The following is a 16,185-nucleotide window of genomic DNA, read 5'->3' on the forward strand; positions in this document are numbered from 1 at the left end:
TGTTCGATTTTTGAGACCCGTCCCATTTGCTCCAGCGGGCTATTTCCCGCGAGGCAGGGTTGAATACATAGTGTTGCTATGATATAGCACCCCCCAAATGGATAGTCCAATTGGGGGTGCGGTCGGCCTGGAGTCCCGCTGGACCAACGGAGCCGCGTTCTTTCTGGAACTGGACGTCGCCTGAAAACAATGAATGACGCGATGAGCGTCTGGAAGGATCGATTATATGCAATCCTGTCTGATCTGTGATGACCATCCGATGATGCGCGAGGCCTTGTCCGGAAGGGTCAGGCTGGCGTGGCCCAACACACATGTTATGGAAGTTGCCGCCTTTCCGGATGCATGGAAGCACGCAAAAACGGAAGGCCTTGATCTCATCCTTTGCGATCTGGATATGCCCGGCGCAACGCCGATTGTCGGCATTGCAAGAATACTCAGAACCGTGCCGGACGTGCCATTGCTTGTCATTACCGCAATGGAAGATGATGCGACGCTGCTGGCATTATTCGATCTGGGCATAGTCGCCGTCAGTTCGATCCTGTGTGATCGCGCTGACGGTGCATCCGGCACATTTAAGTGGTCCTGACCCTAACGTTCAACGGCCATGCGCGCAGGGTTGAATAGCCGTGTCCAAGTCCGGAGCCCGCGCAATCCGTCAAATCGTGACTACGCGACTTGCTCTACCAAAAATGCACCAGAATTCCTGGAGGCCCGAGCCGGAATCGAACCGGCGTGCAAGGATTTGCAGTCCTCTGCGTCACCACTCCGCCATCGGGCCTCTGGAAAGCAAAATGCTTGATACAGCATAGCTGCATGTGGTGGAGGCGCGCGTCTAGCGGGTTGGACCGCGCAAATCAACCGGCAATCTGTGCCCTGATCGCCACAACGTCCGGAAAAAATGCCATTTGCATGGACAGGTTGGGCGTTTGTCTGAATCCGGCTTGGCGATTGGCTGCGCGCTGGCTAGAACGATTTTCAGCGGCTGTATTGTATTTGCAACACAGCTATGCCACACGACCCGGAAAGTAATGGAAAAATCCCGATGGAATCTGTGAGTTTTGAAGATATGCGGCGGGCAATGGTTGATTCCCAGCTGCGCACCAACGGCGTGACGCAGGCGTGGGTCCTTGCCGCCCTGGGTGGATGTGCGCGGGAACAGTATGTGCCGGCTAAGTATCACACTGTCTGCTATACGGATCGTGCAATCCCCCTTGGGGACGGCACCGTCCTGAACCCGCCGCTGGCGACTGCCCTGTTGCTGCAAGCGGCGGATATCGAGGCATCGGACCGGGTTTTGTTGCTGGGCGCGCCTGACGGATATGTTGCGGACCTGTTGAAAAGCCGGGTTGGTGCGGCAACGTGCGTCGCCCCTGCCGATTTTGATAGCGCCGTAAAATCTGCACCTTTTGACGTTATCATTATCGACGGCGCGATCGAACAGCTTCCCGATGGTTTACTGCACATGGCTGCGGACGGCGCACGGCTGGTAACCGGCCTGGTCGAAGGGCCGGTCACACGGCTGGCCAAGGGCTATGTTCATCAGGGGCAGGTTGCATTGAAACCCTTTATCGACAGCGAAATCGCGCCGTTGGCCGCGTTCGCCCGCAAACCGGAATTTACATTTTGACCCCGCGTATGATCGTGATGGCGTCGCTGCTTTGCTCGGCCTTTGCCAGCGCGCCTGCCGCTGCGGATACCCTGCGCGATGCGTTGGTGTCGGCCTATGAAACCAACCCCAGCCTGACCGCCGCGCGCGAAGGGCAGAAGGCAACCAATGAGGGCGTGCCGCTGGCCAAGGCCAATGGCCGCCCTGATGTCAGCATACAGTCAACCTATTTCGAAAACATCATGCAGGACGGCGGTTCTTCAGTCACGCAAGCGCGCGGGGCAAGCGCGAATGGCACGATATCCGCGCCTGTCTATGCAGGTGGCGGCATCCGCAATGCGGTGCGCGCCGCTGAAAACCGAGTAGAGGCAGGCTTTGCAGGCTTGCGCGGCACCGAAAGTGCGATTTTTTCAGCGGTGGTTGCGGCCTATATGGATGTGATCCGTGATGAATCGATTGTCGAGCTGAACCGCGCACAGGTCGGTGTTTTGTCTGTCAATCTGGACGCGACGCGCGACCGGTTTGAAATTGGCGACCTGACCCGTACCGATGTGGCGCAATCCGAAGCACGGCAGGCGCTGGCGACCAGCAACCTTGAAACTGCGCGGGCAAACCTGATTCGGTCGAAAGAAATCTATATCCAGCTTGTCGGGCGTGAACCGGGGCAGTTGTCCGCGCCGCCGCCATTGCCGAATTTGCCGGATACGCCCGATAATGCCGTAAATGTGGCGCTGGAAAATAACCCGGACCTTATCGCCGCGCGGGAAGCGAAGGAAGCCGCCGGGTTTGACCGACGCGCCGCCAATGCATCGCGCCTGCCCACCGTGAGCGTTTTTACATCGCCTTCCTATAGCAACGCGCTGAACTCGGTTTCATCCAATATCCCCGGGTTTCAGGCGGATAACAGCTCGTTCACGGCGCAGGCCGGTATCCGCGCAACCCTGCCCCTGTATCAAGGCGGGCAACCTGCGGCCCAAATCCGTCAGGCGCAGGCCCGTCTAGGGCAGGCGCAGGAACAGGAAATCGCCGCTGAACGCGAAGTCATTGCCCAGACCCGCGCTTCTTATGCAAGCTGGAGAGCGGCCAACGACGTCATCATTGCGTCCCAACGCGCGGTTTCGGCCAACGAGTTGTCGCTTGAAGGAACGCGCGCGGAAAACAGCGTGGGCAACCGCACAATATTGGACATATTGAACGCCGAGCAGGAATTGCTGGGCAGCAAGGTGCAATTGGTGACGGCACGGCGCAACGCCTATGTCGCAGGCTTCACCCTGCTCGCCGCAATGGGCCGTGCCGAAGCACGTGATCTGGGTCTTGAAGGTGGGGTCCTCTACGATCCCGTTGCCGAATATGAAAAGGTCGACAATGCGTGGAATGACTGGTCGTCGCAACCCGATCCGACGACGAAATCGACACGCACCGTTGACACGCCTGCACAAAAAGCAGAAATAGAGCCGCTTCCCGACCCGACGCGGAAGTAATCAACCAAGGCTTTGGAGAGCTTTCAATATGGCAGAGGGCCGGAACGAACCGTCTATGGATGAGATTCTATCTTCGATTAAACGCATCATTGCAGATGATGACCGTGCGCGCCCAGCTTCGGCAAAGCGCGCCCCCAAGGACGCACCCTTGCCTGCGGACGATGAAATACTTGAGCTGACCGAAGCCGCTGACGCTGATACCGATTCGGACGCAAGCGATGAAATATTGCTCGACGACCAGAAGGCCCGCAGCTTGCGCCATAGCTTTTCCGCCCTGCAAACCCTATCCGAACCTGGCGCAACGCCGCAGATCGTGCGTTCCGGCGAAACTTCGCTTGAGGGTTTGGCCCGGGATCTACTGCGCCCGATGCTGAAGGACTGGCTCGACACCAACCTGCCCCCTATTGTCGAGGCGATGGTTGAACGCGAGATCAACCGGATCACCAAAAAGGGCTGATGCGCGCCTTACCAATTCTGGTATTTGGGCTGGCTTTTACATCCGCCCCGCTTTTTGCCCAAAATCTGTATATCGAAACCGGGCAACTGGTCGATGTCGTGGGCGGCACCGTTCGCACCGGCCAATGCATCCATATTGTGCAGGACCGGATTGATTCGGTTGCCCCCTGCGGCGCGACGCCCAAGGGGGCCCGCCGAATCGATTGGTCCGACCTTACCGTGCTTCCCGGCCTGATCGACCTGCATACCCATCTCGCCGATGCAGGGCAAAGCGCAGACCTTGCCCTGCCGCTCAACACCTCGCCTGCTGAAACAGCGCTGATCGGCGCGCACAATGCTAGGGTCACGCTGGAAGCGGGCTTTACCACCGTGCGCGACGTCGGCACTTATCGCGGCCTGACCGATGTCGCGCTGAAAAATGCAATCAACGCAGGTCATGTGCCGGGGCCACGGATGTTCGTGGCCGGGGCGTATATCACCATCCCCAAGGGCGGGGGCGAACTGAACGGTGTTATCCCCAATGAACAATTGCCCGCCGATATGCGGCTCGGCGTTGCCGGCACGCCCGAAGAGGCGAAGGCAAAGACCGAGTTTTTGATTTCAAAGGGCGCGGACTTCATCAAGACAATCGCCACCGGCGCGGTACTCGCAATGGGCACTGAACCCGGCGAACCGGAATTGACCGAAGCTCAGCTTCGCAGCGTAGTGGACGCTGCAAAAGCCAAAGGGGTGTTTGTGACCGCCCACGCCCACGGCGCCATCGGTATCAAAAACGCGATTCGCGCAGGCGTGCGGTCAATCGAACATGCCAGCCTGATCGACGACGAAGCGCTTGCCATGGCAAAACAGGCAGGGACCTGGCTCGTCATGGATATCTACAATGGCGATTATATTGACGACATCGGCACCAAAGAAGGCTGGCCCGAGGAATATCTGCGTAAGAATCGCGAAACCACCGATATCCAGCGAATTGGCTTTACCAAGGCGGTGAAAATGGGCGTCAAGATTGCCTATGGCACCGACAGCGGGGTCTATCCGCACGGTCAAAACGCGCGGCAATTTGCCTATATGGTGCGCTATGGCATGACCCCGATGCAGGCGATCCAGTCCGCCACCATCCGCGCCGCCGAATTGCTGGGCAAACAGACGGAATTAGGCACGATAGCGCCGGGATATTATGCCGACCTTATCGCCATAAAGGGCGACCCGCGAACCGACATTCGCCTGTTGGAAAATGTCGCGCATGTGATCAAGGGCGGCACGCTGGTAACCCCAGCCCAATAAAGCCGTAAAATTCGGGCATCGACAAAACGCGCGAGGCGCCCGCGTTTAGGGCGAAACCTTCGCAACCGTGCAATCACGCCTCACCTACGAAAACCGAAAATTCGTAATTATAAATAGTGTTACAATGATAACTTGACATAGCGCCGCAATGTTTGGCAGAACTTACTCGAAATCGGTTCTTTTCTCGAATCCTTCGGCGAAGATCCGGTTACCAACCTTGCAGCAGGTACAGCTGCCACGGATGCTGTGAACAAGGGCCAGCTTGATGGCCTTGATGTTGCGGTGGACGGGCGTCTTGATGTTGTCGAACTTGATATTGTCGATATCACCGGGGACATCACTAATATTACAGGAGACGTCAACGCCCTTGAAGACAAGACGAAGTTCCTTGCGGTGGGCAGCCTTGCTACATCGGCTGGGGCTTCGGCAGGCGGACTGGATGCGGTTGCTTTGGGTATGCTTCGTTCACCGCCACCGACATTACCAATCTGCAATCGTCCGTAGCGGATTTGACGAGCGGGTTTACAAACATCAACGCGGACATTGATGGTTTGACGCGGAGGGCCCGTCAGGCCGATGGCGGTATCGCGGCGGCGATGGCGCTCGGTGGAACGTTATTGATACCGGATAAGGCACTTTCAGTGACATTCAACCTTGCGACCTATCGTGGTGAACAAGGCTTCTCCGGCGCGTTGGTCGCGCAAGTGAAAGAAAATATCTGGATCAGTGGCGGTGTCGCAGGTTCTACCGTCAAACGGTCAACCGGTGGCCGCGTCGGTATCAGCTTTGGTTGGTAACACCAAAGCCGGATAGGTTTCGGAAATTAAAAGGGAGCATGGCGATACTAACCGCCATGCTCCTTTATTCCTTTTCACAAAAAACGCTCGTCATACCTGACAGGGATCAGCGACCGTTTCTTGTGACGCCAGACGCTAAATCGCGATCCCGCAATTGGGTGCCGGGACACTGCCAGTGCCCGTTCCGACGCGGTTGATGATATTGCCATAGCTGTCCTGGTCGCCGGCCAATTCGTTCAAAAACTCTTCCAAATTGGTATAGCCATCGCCATCGGCATCGGCTGTCGCATTAGAGACCTTGTTTCGTACTTCCCAAGTGTCGTCCATGCCATCGCGATCGTTGTCGATGTACGCGGCGCTGGATTGCAGGACAGGCCAACCGCCGACTTCGCTCGGGCTGTTGATAATCCGGCCGCTGCATCCAAGAAACGTCTGCAGCACCCGACGGTCAGACGCATCGCGGGGGAAAGCCCCTGCAAATGCAGCGACATCCCTTACCGCTTGTTCAGGGGAGCTGAACAATTGAACGCTCAGATCGCCGATGGGTTGGGTCTTCACATATTTCCAGTCCAAGGGGTCCATGAACATCCTGTTGTCGACATTGTGCGAACGACGGCGACCGTCGATGTTCTGGTATAAATAGAATTCGGCATTGCCCGGATTAGTGGAATATTGTTCGTCATAATTGCCGCCAAAAATTGCGGTGCCGCGCAGCGAGCTTGGTCCCATGGAGACCCAGTTACCAACGATATTCGCCTGCCGCTTCAGTCCGCTGGCCAGCTGGCTCTCTTTCTGTTTCATGGAGAAATATTGATGGGCCTTTTCGCGCATATTGTACGAAATCAGGTTTACAAAATCGGCACGCGTGCCGACACCCGCGTTCGGCATGCGATCGGTTGCATGGGCCATGAAGACATGGTGCGCCGTGATATTATTGCCTTCAAGGAACATACCCTTGGAATGTTCGCCAGATTTATGCGTCGATTTGCTCAATCCTTCATACACCATCGACCATTGGATCGTGATGTTGGATGCTGCCTTGGTTGTGTTGAACGGCTCGTCGGTTGCCCATGACAGGGAGACATGGTCCAATATCGTATAAACTGCGCGGCTGTCGACCGTTATGCCATCGGTGGTATCCTGCTTGGTTCCGTTGGTTGGTCCGGGCCGCACCCGGATATGCCGGATTATATTATGCGGCGCGTTGAAAAAGAGCGGTGATCCAGTGAGGTTATTGGGATGGTTCTTGATTGCGATGCCATCCCCGGGGGCAGTTTGGCCCGCGACCGTCAAATAGCCAGAGGTTGGCTTGATCTGGCTCATCAATTCAATGGTTCCGCTTACCCGGAATACGCAAGTCCGAGGCCCTGTATCCATCATGCAGGCCCGTAACGAACCAACGCCGGAATCGGCAAGTGTAGTGACCTGGATAACACGTCCGCCACGACCGCCCAAAGACGCTGCGCCAAAACCTTCGGCCGTCGGGAAAGATCTTTGTTGTCCGGCAGGCAATTTCGATGGGCTATACGTCGACGAATAATTTGCATGATTGACCGAAGGCAGTGCAATCAACGTTCCAGTCGCCAATAATGCTCCAAGAATTTTCTTCATCAAAACCTCCGCTGCATTTCCAAATCAAAACACAAAAAAATTGTGTGAAATGCGAAATGAACGGAGCAGGTAAAAATTTAACAGAGCAAACGCGGTTAAGTCAAAAACCGGGTAACCATTCCGATAATGGCATGTTGTTTTGCCGAATCAGCGATTTATATAGTTAAAATAGGCTTTCCCATATTTGTACGTGACAGGAAATACTTTGAATATCGGATAATATTTTCGGCGTTGTGACCCTAAGCGGTGCGGATTTTTTGATAGAGTGCAAGGTGATTGGCGCACGTTGCTTCGATGGAAAATGACTTTGATCGCTCAATTGCTGCCGCCGAACAATGGCTGTAAAGGTCAGCATCATCGATCAGGTTCGAGATAGCTCCTGCAAGATCTTCTGCGTCATCCAAAGGACAGAGCAGGCCATTATCCCGATGCCCCACAAGCTCGGTATTGCCTGCGACTTTTGTGGCCACAATAGGAAGGCCGCTCGCCATTGCTTCGAGCAATGCCACCGGCATGCCTTCATAACGCGAAGTGTTGAGGTACAGATCGGATGATTGCATCAATTGCGCTATGTCTGACCGCTCGCCCAGAAAATGCACATGGTCTGCAACACCGCGGTCCTGTGCCATCACCCGCATATTTTCCAGATCGGCGCCGTTACCGGCGATCATGAATTTTGGCATTGCGCCAACGCCAATCCGGTTTTTCAACGCGACTGCCGCTTCGACCAGAAGATCATAATGCTTTTGCGCCGAAATCGTCCCGACACTCAGAATTTGCGGATTGGCGCTCGCGCGTATGCGCGGTGCAGATGCAGAAAAACTCTTGCTCGCGGCATTGGGAATGTAGGCGATGGGTCGCTTTACATTTTGTGTAAAGATCTGCTCGGTCTCTTTGCTGATCGCGACATAGGCATCGGCAATCTGGTCAAACAGCCGAAACATGGCGGTGGGGAAACTCAGCTTGCTGTTATGGTGGGTCAAAACCACCGGCGCTTTGCCGGGATGCGCGAGCAACATGAGCAAGGCGCGCGCCGTATGCGCGTGGACGACGTCAGGCTTTAGTCTCCGCACCAGTGCCCGCATCTGCCTCCACCCCCGCAACGGGTTGCGCGATGTGCCCAGTTGCAGGGATATATGGTCACCCCCTTCATCGAGGATACGCTGTCTTAACGTGGCTTCCATCGCACAAGAGTTTCCGACGCTGTCGGCATCGGCCAATGTAACGACCGTGCTGCGATGTCCGGCTGCGACAAATTCCTTGTTCAAATTGACGACAAGCATTTCGGCACCGCCCGATGTCAGGCTGGTCAGGATGGAAACAATGTGCATATCGGTTCCGCCTGATTTCAATCGAGCGCGATACCGCTGCGCTGCATCAGGGATTTAGCCTGGGGCACCATAGTGTCTCGGCAAATCTGAATGATGCGATCCGCTTCGATCTCGCTGAGCGTATCGGAATAGCCACCGACCTTGCCTTTGCGGACGCGCAGGCTGTCTTCGTCCGACCGGTCATAGTCATGGCCGGGGATTCCGGTTTTCTTTTCAGTTTTTTGCATTTTGCTGAATCGCGCCAGTTCAATCGCCTTGGCCAGCGCGGCTTCGTCGACAGGCTGGCCCAAAAATTCGAGGATTTGGCGAATGGTTGCGTCCGTGTGGCTGCTCATATCTTCGTAGCTGATGACCAGCGAGCGGCTGCCTTCAATTCCCGTGGCCCAGCCATTATGATAGCGGACGATGGCCGGCACGCCATATGTGTCGTCTTCAATAAATTCGGATATGCTGCCGGTAAAACGGTGCTTATGTTTGGTTTCGTGAAAATAGGCCGAAACACATACGTCGCGGGGATCGCGGACCAATATGATGACCGGACGCCCGGCAAACAGCTGTCCTGTAAACTGGCGGTGGCTGACCGCGATTAATGGCACGGATACCGCGTCCGAACGGCCCACAAACACCGGCAGGCCGCGTTCAGCGTCACGATCAAAATTAGGCAGGACACGGAAAGTCGTGCGCAGATCGGGTTCGAAATCCAGATGTGCCACTTGTGCGAAATAGCAGGACAAAAGGTACCGTAACCAGGTCCGACCACTTTTCGGGTAGGACACCAAAAAGGCATCGACCGATGGAGCCGCCCTTTCCAGCAGCATCAGGTTCCGCATCCGCCGCACACGGCGATAAATGTTTTTTACAAATTCCGGCGCCATTTGCATTTTTCCTGAATCCTTCATTGTCCGCGCGCGGTCGCAAGTGCGCCACGGATTGTATTTTCCCAAAGGTCACCAATGGCAGCGGGCGCGAACCGGTCGGCCGCCGATTCCGCTGCAGTGCCAAGACGGCTGCGTAAAACGGCATCGCCCATCAATTGCGACAGGGCGCGCGCCATGGCGTCGACATTGCCTTCTTCGATCAGCAACCCGTCATGGTCGTGGGTAATCATGTCGGCGGGACCAAAGGGACAATCGAATGATATGCATGGCAATCCTGCCGCCATCGCCTCACCCAGCACCAGCCCCCAGCCCTCGAAACGGGAACTGAGTACAAAGGCATCGGCTTCTTCGATCCAGCGTCCGGGGGCCGAACTGACACCGGGCATCTGCACGCTGTCTGCAACTCCATGCTCTACGGCCAATGCCTCCAGCATAGCTCGGTCTGGGCCTTCACCCCAGATACGCAGGCACCAGTCGTTATGTTGGCCTGCTATTTTGGCCCATGCCTGTATAAGTAAATCAAAGCCCTTTTGGTCGACCAGGCGGCCAACGGCGGTCATCACCTTGCGTTCGTTCGTGAATTTGGGTTTGAAATCCTGATAATCGGCCATGTTTGGGATGACCCAGCTGCGTGGTCGCATTACCTGCGGAAAGCATTCCAGCGCGCCGCGTGTCATCGTAATCAAGCCAAAGGCGCGGGCATAAGCGTAGCGGCGCAAAATCTGCCAGACGATCCCCGGTTTTTGGCGAAGCGGATTATTGCGCTCTGAAACGATGACGGGAATGTCGAGACCGGTGGCGGCCAATACAGCAATCACATTGGACCGCGTGAGCAGGCTGACCACCATATCGGGACGCTGTTCCTTGAATATGGCGCGCAGCCGCTGCACGCGTCGCACGATGTCCGAAAGAACGCCCAGGGGCCCGCGTTTGCCGATCGGAACATCGAGATAGTCGATCCGGATCCGATCGTCGGTTTTGTAATAAGGCGTGCTTCCGCTCATTTCGAACGACAGGATGCTGACATCAAAGCCCGATTGCGCCAACCGGTTGGCAACGAAGCTGACCACATGCTCGGAACCGCCAGCCGACAGGCCGGGCAGAATGAATTTGATTCGTGCCGGACGGGGCGTGTTGATCGTCATTCTTTCGACTCTTTCACGGTCTGTCCAATTTGGCGCCACATTGCGATGTCCATGGCAATGGCGGTCAAGGCGGCAAAGGCAATATGGGAAAAGTTGGCGCCCAGCGCGCCATAGGTGGGCATGGTGATCCAGGCCGTGACGAAGAATAGAATAGTTGACGCGATCGCCACCCAAAGCACGAAACCCGGCCGGTTCATTGCCAGCAATGCAGACCGCGACGGTGCTGCGTGCATGATAAGGACGACAGCGAGCAATTGTGCAACGAGCAGCGGATAGGCTTGCGCGAATTCCGGCCCGAATACGACCTTCATCATCCAGTCACCCAATAGCCAGAATGCCACCAGAAATGCGACGCCTACCCCGCCTAGAACAAGCTGCACCCGTTTTACCGTCGACTTAAATGCAGTGAAATCCTTTTGCGCCCACATACGCGCCATGTCGGGATAAACGACGGCTTGCATCATTGATCCGACCTGTTGTGCCACTTTGGCGATCCGTTTTGCGATATGATAAAAACCGGCCCAGGCGGTGCCTGCAAACGCGCTCACCAACAATGTATCGGCTTCTTGCGTCATCGTTCGCAAGGTACCCGAAATATTCGTGGACCAGGCAAAGGACATGAAACCCGGAAACTTTTGTTTCAAACCAAATGGATTGGCGCGAAAGGGGCTGGGGATCCCCTGCTTGCGGATGACACGCAGGCCAAGCCAAAGGAACAGGAGGGAATCCAGCGCCTGACATACGGTCCAGACAATCACAAATTCAAGAAGTGAAAAACCAAGGAACAGCCCCGCACCGGCCAGCGCCAGCCGAAGCACCGATGACGTCATCTGGACATAAGCAAGCGTCTTGAATTTTCCGTCAAAGCGCAATGCCGCCGTGGGAACGCCCCGGATATTCATGGCTATCGCGACTGCATATATTGCCAATAACGGCATATGTTCAGGCTTTAGACCTATAACCGTCATCAACGCATAGCCGACAATCATCGTCAGGACCGCCGCCAGTAATGCCGTGCCGATGTCAAGGAACAGGCCATAAAGGTAAAGTTCGGACATTTTTTTCTTGTCACCGGCAATGTCTTCGGATGCCGCAAAGCGGATCAGCGGTTGCCATGATTCAAAGCGCAAAAGCCGCTCGCTTAACCGGCCGACGGTCAGCACCAACGCCAACACGCCATAAGCCGCAGGGCCAAGCGTCCTTGCCGCGATTGTGGTGCTTATCAGCATCAATATTGCGTTGCCTGAACTTCCCGAAACAAGATGGAGGATGTTTTTTAACCAGCCTTTTTCAAAGCCCTTTTTCCGCCATGCAGGCGTGGCGTCGGCTTTCAAATTATCGGCGGCCGAATTGGGAACTGTCATGGCTGTTGCCCTCTTAATGCAAGTGCGGTTGGCGTTCCGTCGACTTCAAACACATCGTCATATTCCCCGACAATTTCGGGCGTGAAATAGATTTGTATATTGCGCGCGAAACTTGCGGCCAACGCCAACATCAACGGTGTGATCCACAGCCTGTTGTACATGTGCGGGATCGAAGTTGAAAAAATCAGCAAAATGACCAGAATGGCAAGCGCCATCGCCCCGTCTTCGCGATGCATGTTAAAGGCGCGAATTCCCATCATACCGAGTATTCCGAACATCAGAACCAATCCGGTAAAGGACAGAATGCCACCTTCGGTCAGCAAGAGCATCCAGAATTGGTGCACCGGCATACCGTGGATGCTTTCCACCCTGAAACGATCAACGCCCAGGCCGACAAACAGCGTATCCTTGCTCATCTCCCACGCCTCGGCGATCAATGCGGACCGGTGGGTGAACGTACCGGCCTGTGATAAATCACCGCTTAGAACAGCGCCAAGCACGCGTTCGCTGAACGCTTCGGGCAAGGGCAAGCCAAGGGCAATATAAGCCACCGCGCACACGATCAACGGGATGCCGACTTTCATAAAGCGGCCAAGGTTGGACCACACGAAATAGATGCATGTCGCAATGCCGGTTGACGCAAACGCGGTAAAGCTGGCGGTTGACAGCAAAGCCCATAACAGCACCGCACCGACACAAATAGCAAAAAAGTTGCGGATTAACCCGTGGTGGTGGGCATTGAACAAGGCGATAATCGAAAAAGCGATAACCGCACCATTCAGGTTTGCGTCGGACACAAGTCCACCGATGCGGCCATTGCCTGCAACCACGCTTGGCCCGAGCAATTCCTTAGACTGTTCAAAGCTGAAAAAGCTGGCCATCGACAAGGCAACAATTTGTGATGCCGCGACGCCCAGAACGAAATAGAGCAGGCACTTGCGGATCCACATCCGGTCCTCACTCATCAACACCATCGGCAAAAGCAGGAATCCGAAAATATACTGGCTGGCGATATTTGCCCAACGCAGCGGGTCGCCATTAAAGACAGACCCTATCAACAATCCGCCAAGCATCATCGCAAGCGCCGCGCACCAATGCGCGGTCATGACATTCAGCGCCAACATATTCAGGCGGTTCCGAACCAGAAATAATCCGAAACAGACGAGGAACAGGAAATCCGATGCGGTGAAATTGAAATCACCGACCCTCAAGACATGCCAAGAAAGCAGAAAACAGGCCGCACCGAGACATAACTGCCGGAAACGTTCGATACGTTCGAGCGGTGGCGCGTATCCCACGACGTTCTGGTCATATGGATATGCCATGCTTGCGTCTTGCGTCATCGCTTTTGCTCCGGGCAAAAAAGTTCGGGTCTGGGCGTCATCTGTCGATTTGCCGGATCAACATAAACGCCTCGGCGGCTTTCAAATACATGGACGCACCGCGCATAGTCGCGAGCGCCCGGATCGCTTCGATTGACCGTTCATCGGGGAATATTTTCACCTGGCTTTCAAAGCATCGAAAGGCATCGATCTTCAATTCGAGCGTTTCGGTTATGTCGATGAACACATTAGGCACAAATGCAGGCGTAACACCCGGCGCATACCAATTGGTTTCCGACAAGGTTTCATAGGCATAGATGCGTTTTGGCGCATGTTCGTCCCGTGGACGCGCCGCGACCATTGCCGCCAGGAACGTTAATTGATGGTCGGTATGGATATCACCGACAAAGGGCACAAATAAAGTGTCCGGGCGCACGTCCTGAACGAGCTTTGCTAAAGTGCCATTGAGTTTTGTCGCCGGAACCGTTTCCAGCGCGGCGGCGGGCAGGTCGAGATAGACCGTTTCTGTGACACCAACCATCGCGTGCGAAGTCTTCGCCTCGGCGCGGATATTTGCCACAAATTCATCGGAAAATTGCGGAGCCATGCCCCGCGTGACAATCGCAACAACGACTTCGGCCCCCGACTTTGCCAGCCGTGCCATCGTGCCGCCGCAGCCCAAAATCTCGTCGTCGGGATGCGGTGCAATGACGAGCACCTTTCCCATATAATTCAGGTCACCCATGATCGCTTCCCCATATGCCGTGCATAGCAGGACGCCCTTCGCCTTCCCATGACCAATCGGTAATTCTTATCTGGCCCGCACCCGTTTGCACCAGCAAGCCTTGGGCATCATCGACCAACAACTGTCCCGGTGATGCATGAAATGGCAATGCCGGTTCTAGTGGCGTTGATGCCCAAACCGTCAAGCGTGCGCCTTTGACGGTTGTGAATGCCCCGGGATACGGCTTACCCGAAGCCCGCACCAGCCGGTCAATCTGCGTCGCTGACTGGTACCAATCGATCAGGCCATCCGCCGGTGTCCGGCGCACTGCATATGTGGCGCAGTCTTCGTCCTGCACCCGAAATTCCGTGTCACCCCGCGCCAGTCGTGCGAGAGCGCTTTTGGCCATTTTATCGAGTGCAACCATATGCTTATCATACAATGTCTGCGCGGTTTCACGGGGCGCGATATGGAAATAGCTTTGTTCCAACAAGGGCCCGTCGTCGACCCCGTCAGCCATTTGAAACAACGATCCGGCGCTGATTTTTTCATCCAGCACGATCGTCCACGCAATCGCGGCCCGACCCCGCAGCCGGGGCAAGGCTGCCGGGTGATAGCCAATGACCTGTCCTGGTGTAATCGCCAGAAACTCCGGCCCGCAAATCTGTGACCAGCCAACGACGAAAATATAATCGGGTTTTGCGGCACGAACCGCTGCGATCGTGTCCGGGTGGTTGGTTTGGGTGGTACGAAACAGGCGTGCACCGACCTTTTCGGCATCGGTTTGCAAGTCGACATAGTCCGAATGCCGTGCGGATTTCTCTGGCGGCAATGTCACAACCAGCGACAAATCCCAGCCCGAACCGTCAAATGCCCGAATTGCAACGGCCGTGCTTTCGACTGCTCCAACGATGACAGCGCGCAACGTCATGCTTGCTTGGCCACTAGCTGTGCGGCCGAGGAAGTGTTGGCATTCGATATATGTTGCAGGCCCATATGGCCGGTCAAAATGTCGTTGACCTTGGCAACGTCATAAACTGCTTCGGCGATGGCACGCGATTTATCGCCCATTTCTTGCGCTTGCTCCGGGTTTTCAAGGAATGATTGCATCGCCGATGCCAACGCGTCTGCATTTTGGGGTGGAACGATCAGTCCGTTGACCCCGGCTTCGATCGGGTCGCGGCATCCCGGCATATCGGTGGTGATGACGGCACGGCCGGTCGCCAGAGCTTCTAATATCGTACGCGGCAACCCTTCGCGATAATAAGATGGCAGGACGAATACCGAAGATTGCGCCAGATAGGGGCGAACATCGGTTGTCTCTTCCAAAAAGGTAACGGGATATTCGGACTGCAAACGGGGAATGTCGTCTTTGCTGATACCGGTCGGATTGAAAACCTCGGCGCGGCCAAGGATACTGAACCGCGCGTCGGGAAATTCCTGTTTTAGTTTCCGGGCGGCTTCCAAAAATTCGTACACACCCTTGTCGCGCATCAACCGTCCAACCATCAGGAAATGCGTCGGGCCTGCGGGCAGCGGTTGCTGGACAAAATGCGTGGTGTCGACCCCTGAACCTGGCACCTGAATGACAGTCTGGTCCCGGTCGACAATGCCCGCCGCGATCATGTCTTCATGGTCGTCGCGGTTGAATACGAAAATCTTTTTCGTCCGGCGGACACCCTCGCGATAGAGTCGTAAGAAAATAGATCTTTTCAGCCCGGGCTTTGAGCCGTCGGGACTGAACAAATAGCCGAGGCCGGACATCAACGCGTAAAACGGGATATTACCCGTCAGCCGGGCTGCAATACCGCCATAGATGATCGGCTTTTGGGTGTAAGCCAAAATCAGACCGGGACGCTCTTTCAAAATCAGACTGACATACCCCAAAAGGGTACGGATATCCTCTAGCGGTTTCATGCCGGTCCGGTTCATGGACACGATTCTGAATTCAATATTCCGTTCGCTCAGCCATGCGGAAACGGCGGGATCATGATCGGGTGCGACAGCCACTACATCATGTCCGGCGTCTTTCATGCGGCACAACAACGCGCCGCGAAAATTCACAAGCGAATAGGCAAGGCTCGAAAAAACAAGGATTTTCATGCTTGCGCTACCTCCAAAAAATTCGTTTGCGCCGGATTGGCATCTTCGGTTTGCGCCTTAAATCTAAATCGTATCAGTCGCGT

Annotated in this window: 16 protein-coding genes and 1 tRNA gene; 7 read left to right on the forward strand and 10 right to left on the reverse strand. The window is 55.4% G+C overall.

Annotated features, from left to right (window positions below; all coding sequences use genetic code 11):
- Positions 1 to 226: 226 nt before the first annotated feature.
- Complete coding sequence (locus tag ACEW72_RS12705; protein WP_373476753.1) at positions 227 to 586, forward strand: response regulator transcription factor; 360 nt, start codon at positions 227 to 229, stop codon at positions 584 to 586.
- A gap of 118 nt (positions 587 to 704) precedes the next feature.
- On the opposite strand, the gene ACEW72_RS12710 is transcribed toward ACEW72_RS12705, so the two are convergent.
- Positions 705 to 778 (reverse strand) — tRNA-Cys (locus ACEW72_RS12710).
- A gap of 264 nt (positions 779 to 1,042) precedes the next feature.
- Here ACEW72_RS12710 and ACEW72_RS12715 point away from each other — a divergent pair.
- The 6 genes from ACEW72_RS12715 (at position 1,043) to ACEW72_RS12740 (ending at position 5,624) form a co-directional block, all read left to right on the forward strand.
- Positions 1,043 to 1,627 (forward strand): protein-L-isoaspartate O-methyltransferase, encoded by a 585-nt coding sequence (locus tag ACEW72_RS12715; RefSeq protein WP_373476754.1) that lies wholly within the window; start codon positions 1,043 to 1,045, stop codon positions 1,625 to 1,627.
- An 8-nt stretch (positions 1,628 to 1,635) separates the two neighbouring features.
- Complete coding sequence (locus tag ACEW72_RS12720; protein ID WP_373476788.1) at positions 1,636 to 3,087, forward strand: TolC family outer membrane protein; 1,452 nt, start codon at positions 1,636 to 1,638, stop codon at positions 3,085 to 3,087.
- A 55-nt stretch (positions 3,088 to 3,142) separates the two neighbouring features.
- On the forward strand, positions 3,143 to 3,544 hold the full coding sequence (locus tag ACEW72_RS12725; RefSeq protein ID WP_373476755.1) for a DUF2497 domain-containing protein: 402 nt from the start codon (positions 3,143 to 3,145) through the stop codon (positions 3,542 to 3,544).
- Positions 3,544 to 4,827, forward strand: coding sequence for an amidohydrolase family protein (locus ACEW72_RS12730; RefSeq protein WP_373476756.1), 1,284 nt, complete (start codon positions 3,544 to 3,546; stop codon positions 4,825 to 4,827). The genes ACEW72_RS12725 and ACEW72_RS12730 overlap by 1 nt, the downstream gene beginning before the upstream one ends.
- A 171-nt stretch (positions 4,828 to 4,998) precedes the next feature.
- Positions 4,999 to 5,331 carry a hypothetical protein gene (locus ACEW72_RS12735; RefSeq protein WP_373476789.1) on the forward strand — a complete coding sequence of 111 codons (333 nt, stop codon included), beginning with the start codon at positions 4,999 to 5,001 and terminating at the stop codon, positions 5,329 to 5,331.
- Positions 5,332 to 5,336: 5 nt separating this feature from the next.
- Entirely contained in the window at positions 5,337 to 5,624 is a 288-nt protein-coding gene (locus ACEW72_RS12740; RefSeq protein WP_373476757.1) for a YadA-like family protein, read from the forward strand.
- Positions 5,625 to 5,759: 135 nt separating this feature from the next.
- Here ACEW72_RS12740 and ACEW72_RS12745 read toward each other — a convergent pair whose 3' ends face one another.
- The 9 genes from ACEW72_RS12745 to ACEW72_RS12785 form a co-directional block, all read right to left on the reverse strand.
- On the reverse strand, positions 5,760 to 7,235 hold the full coding sequence (locus ACEW72_RS12745) for a hypothetical protein (RefSeq protein ID WP_373476758.1): 1,476 nt from the start codon (positions 7,233 to 7,235) through the stop codon (positions 5,760 to 5,762).
- A gap of 239 nt (positions 7,236 to 7,474) precedes the next feature.
- Complete coding sequence (locus ACEW72_RS12750) at positions 7,475 to 8,566, reverse strand: glycosyltransferase (RefSeq protein ID WP_373476759.1); 1,092 nt, start codon at positions 8,564 to 8,566, stop codon at positions 7,475 to 7,477.
- A 17-nt stretch (positions 8,567 to 8,583) separates the two neighbouring features.
- On the reverse strand, positions 8,584 to 9,441 hold the full coding sequence (locus tag ACEW72_RS12755) for a sulfotransferase domain-containing protein (RefSeq protein WP_373476760.1): 858 nt from the start codon (positions 9,439 to 9,441) through the stop codon (positions 8,584 to 8,586).
- Positions 9,442 to 9,461: 20 nt separating this feature from the next.
- Entirely contained in the window at positions 9,462 to 10,589 is a 1,128-nt protein-coding gene (locus ACEW72_RS12760; protein WP_373476761.1) for a glycosyltransferase family 4 protein, read from the reverse strand.
- On the reverse strand, positions 10,586 to 11,953 hold the full coding sequence (locus tag ACEW72_RS12765; protein WP_373476762.1) for a lipopolysaccharide biosynthesis protein: 1,368 nt from the start codon (positions 11,951 to 11,953) through the stop codon (positions 10,586 to 10,588). The genes ACEW72_RS12760 and ACEW72_RS12765 overlap by 4 nt, the downstream gene beginning before the upstream one ends.
- On the reverse strand, positions 11,950 to 13,278 hold the full coding sequence (locus tag ACEW72_RS12770) for an O-antigen ligase family protein (RefSeq protein WP_373476763.1): 1,329 nt from the start codon (positions 13,276 to 13,278) through the stop codon (positions 11,950 to 11,952). Before ACEW72_RS12770 ends, ACEW72_RS12765 begins: the two co-directional genes overlap by 4 nt.
- A gap of 55 nt (positions 13,279 to 13,333) precedes the next feature.
- Positions 13,334 to 14,020 (reverse strand): PIG-L deacetylase family protein, encoded by a 687-nt coding sequence (locus tag ACEW72_RS12775; protein WP_373476764.1) that lies wholly within the window; start codon positions 14,018 to 14,020, stop codon positions 13,334 to 13,336.
- On the reverse strand, positions 14,013 to 14,930 hold the full coding sequence (locus ACEW72_RS12780; protein WP_373476765.1) for a methionyl-tRNA formyltransferase: 918 nt from the start codon (positions 14,928 to 14,930) through the stop codon (positions 14,013 to 14,015). Before ACEW72_RS12780 ends, ACEW72_RS12775 begins: the two co-directional genes overlap by 8 nt.
- Positions 14,927 to 16,102 carry a glycosyltransferase family 4 protein gene (locus tag ACEW72_RS12785; protein WP_373476766.1) on the reverse strand — a complete coding sequence of 392 codons (1,176 nt, stop codon included), beginning with the start codon at positions 16,100 to 16,102 and terminating at the stop codon, positions 14,927 to 14,929. The genes ACEW72_RS12780 and ACEW72_RS12785 overlap by 4 nt, the downstream gene beginning before the upstream one ends.
- Positions 16,103 to 16,185 lie beyond the last annotated feature (83 nt).

Origin of the sequence: Sphingorhabdus sp. (assembly GCF_041737645.1) — a bacterium.
Taxonomy (GTDB): Bacteria; Pseudomonadota; Alphaproteobacteria; order Sphingomonadales; family Sphingomonadaceae; genus Sphingorhabdus_B.

What these genes read in the sequence shown, in the direction of transcription:
- ACEW72_RS12705 (WP_373476753.1), top strand. Translation starts at nt 227, where the DNA reads ATGCAATCCTGTCTGATCTGTGATGACCATCCGATGATGCGCGAGGCC.
- ACEW72_RS12715 (WP_373476754.1), top strand. Translation starts at nt 1,043, where the DNA reads ATGGAATCTGTGAGTTTTGAAGATATGCGGCGGGCAATGGTTGATTCC.
- ACEW72_RS12720 (WP_373476788.1), top strand. Translation starts at nt 1,636, where the DNA reads ATGATCGTGATGGCGTCGCTGCTTTGCTCGGCCTTTGCCAGCGCGCCT.
- ACEW72_RS12725 (WP_373476755.1), top strand. Translation starts at nt 3,143, where the DNA reads ATGGATGAGATTCTATCTTCGATTAAACGCATCATTGCAGATGATGAC.
- ACEW72_RS12730 (WP_373476756.1), top strand. Translation starts at nt 3,544, where the DNA reads ATGCGCGCCTTACCAATTCTGGTATTTGGGCTGGCTTTTACATCCGCC.
- ACEW72_RS12745 (WP_373476758.1), bottom strand. Translation starts at nt 7,235, where the DNA reads ATGAAGAAAATTCTTGGAGCATTATTGGCGACTGGAACGTTGATTGCA.
- ACEW72_RS12750 (WP_373476759.1), bottom strand. Translation starts at nt 8,566, where the DNA reads ATGCACATTGTTTCCATCCTGACCAGCCTGACATCGGGCGGTGCCGAA.
- ACEW72_RS12755 (WP_373476760.1), bottom strand. Translation starts at nt 9,441, where the DNA reads ATGGCGCCGGAATTTGTAAAAAACATTTATCGCCGTGTGCGGCGGATG.
- ACEW72_RS12760 (WP_373476761.1), bottom strand. Translation starts at nt 10,589, where the DNA reads ATGACGATCAACACGCCCCGTCCGGCACGAATCAAATTCATTCTGCCC.
- ACEW72_RS12765 (WP_373476762.1), bottom strand. Translation starts at nt 11,953, where the DNA reads ATGACAGTTCCCAATTCGGCCGCCGATAATTTGAAAGCCGACGCCACG.
- ACEW72_RS12770 (WP_373476763.1), bottom strand. Translation starts at nt 13,278, where the DNA reads ATGGCATATCCATATGACCAGAACGTCGTGGGATACGCGCCACCGCTC.
- ACEW72_RS12775 (WP_373476764.1), bottom strand. Translation starts at nt 14,020, where the DNA reads ATGGGTGACCTGAATTATATGGGAAAGGTGCTCGTCATTGCACCGCAT.
- ACEW72_RS12780 (WP_373476765.1), bottom strand. Translation starts at nt 14,930, where the DNA reads ATGACGTTGCGCGCTGTCATCGTTGGAGCAGTCGAAAGCACGGCCGTT.
- ACEW72_RS12785 (WP_373476766.1), bottom strand. Translation starts at nt 16,102, where the DNA reads ATGAAAATCCTTGTTTTTTCGAGCCTTGCCTATTCGCTTGTGAATTTT.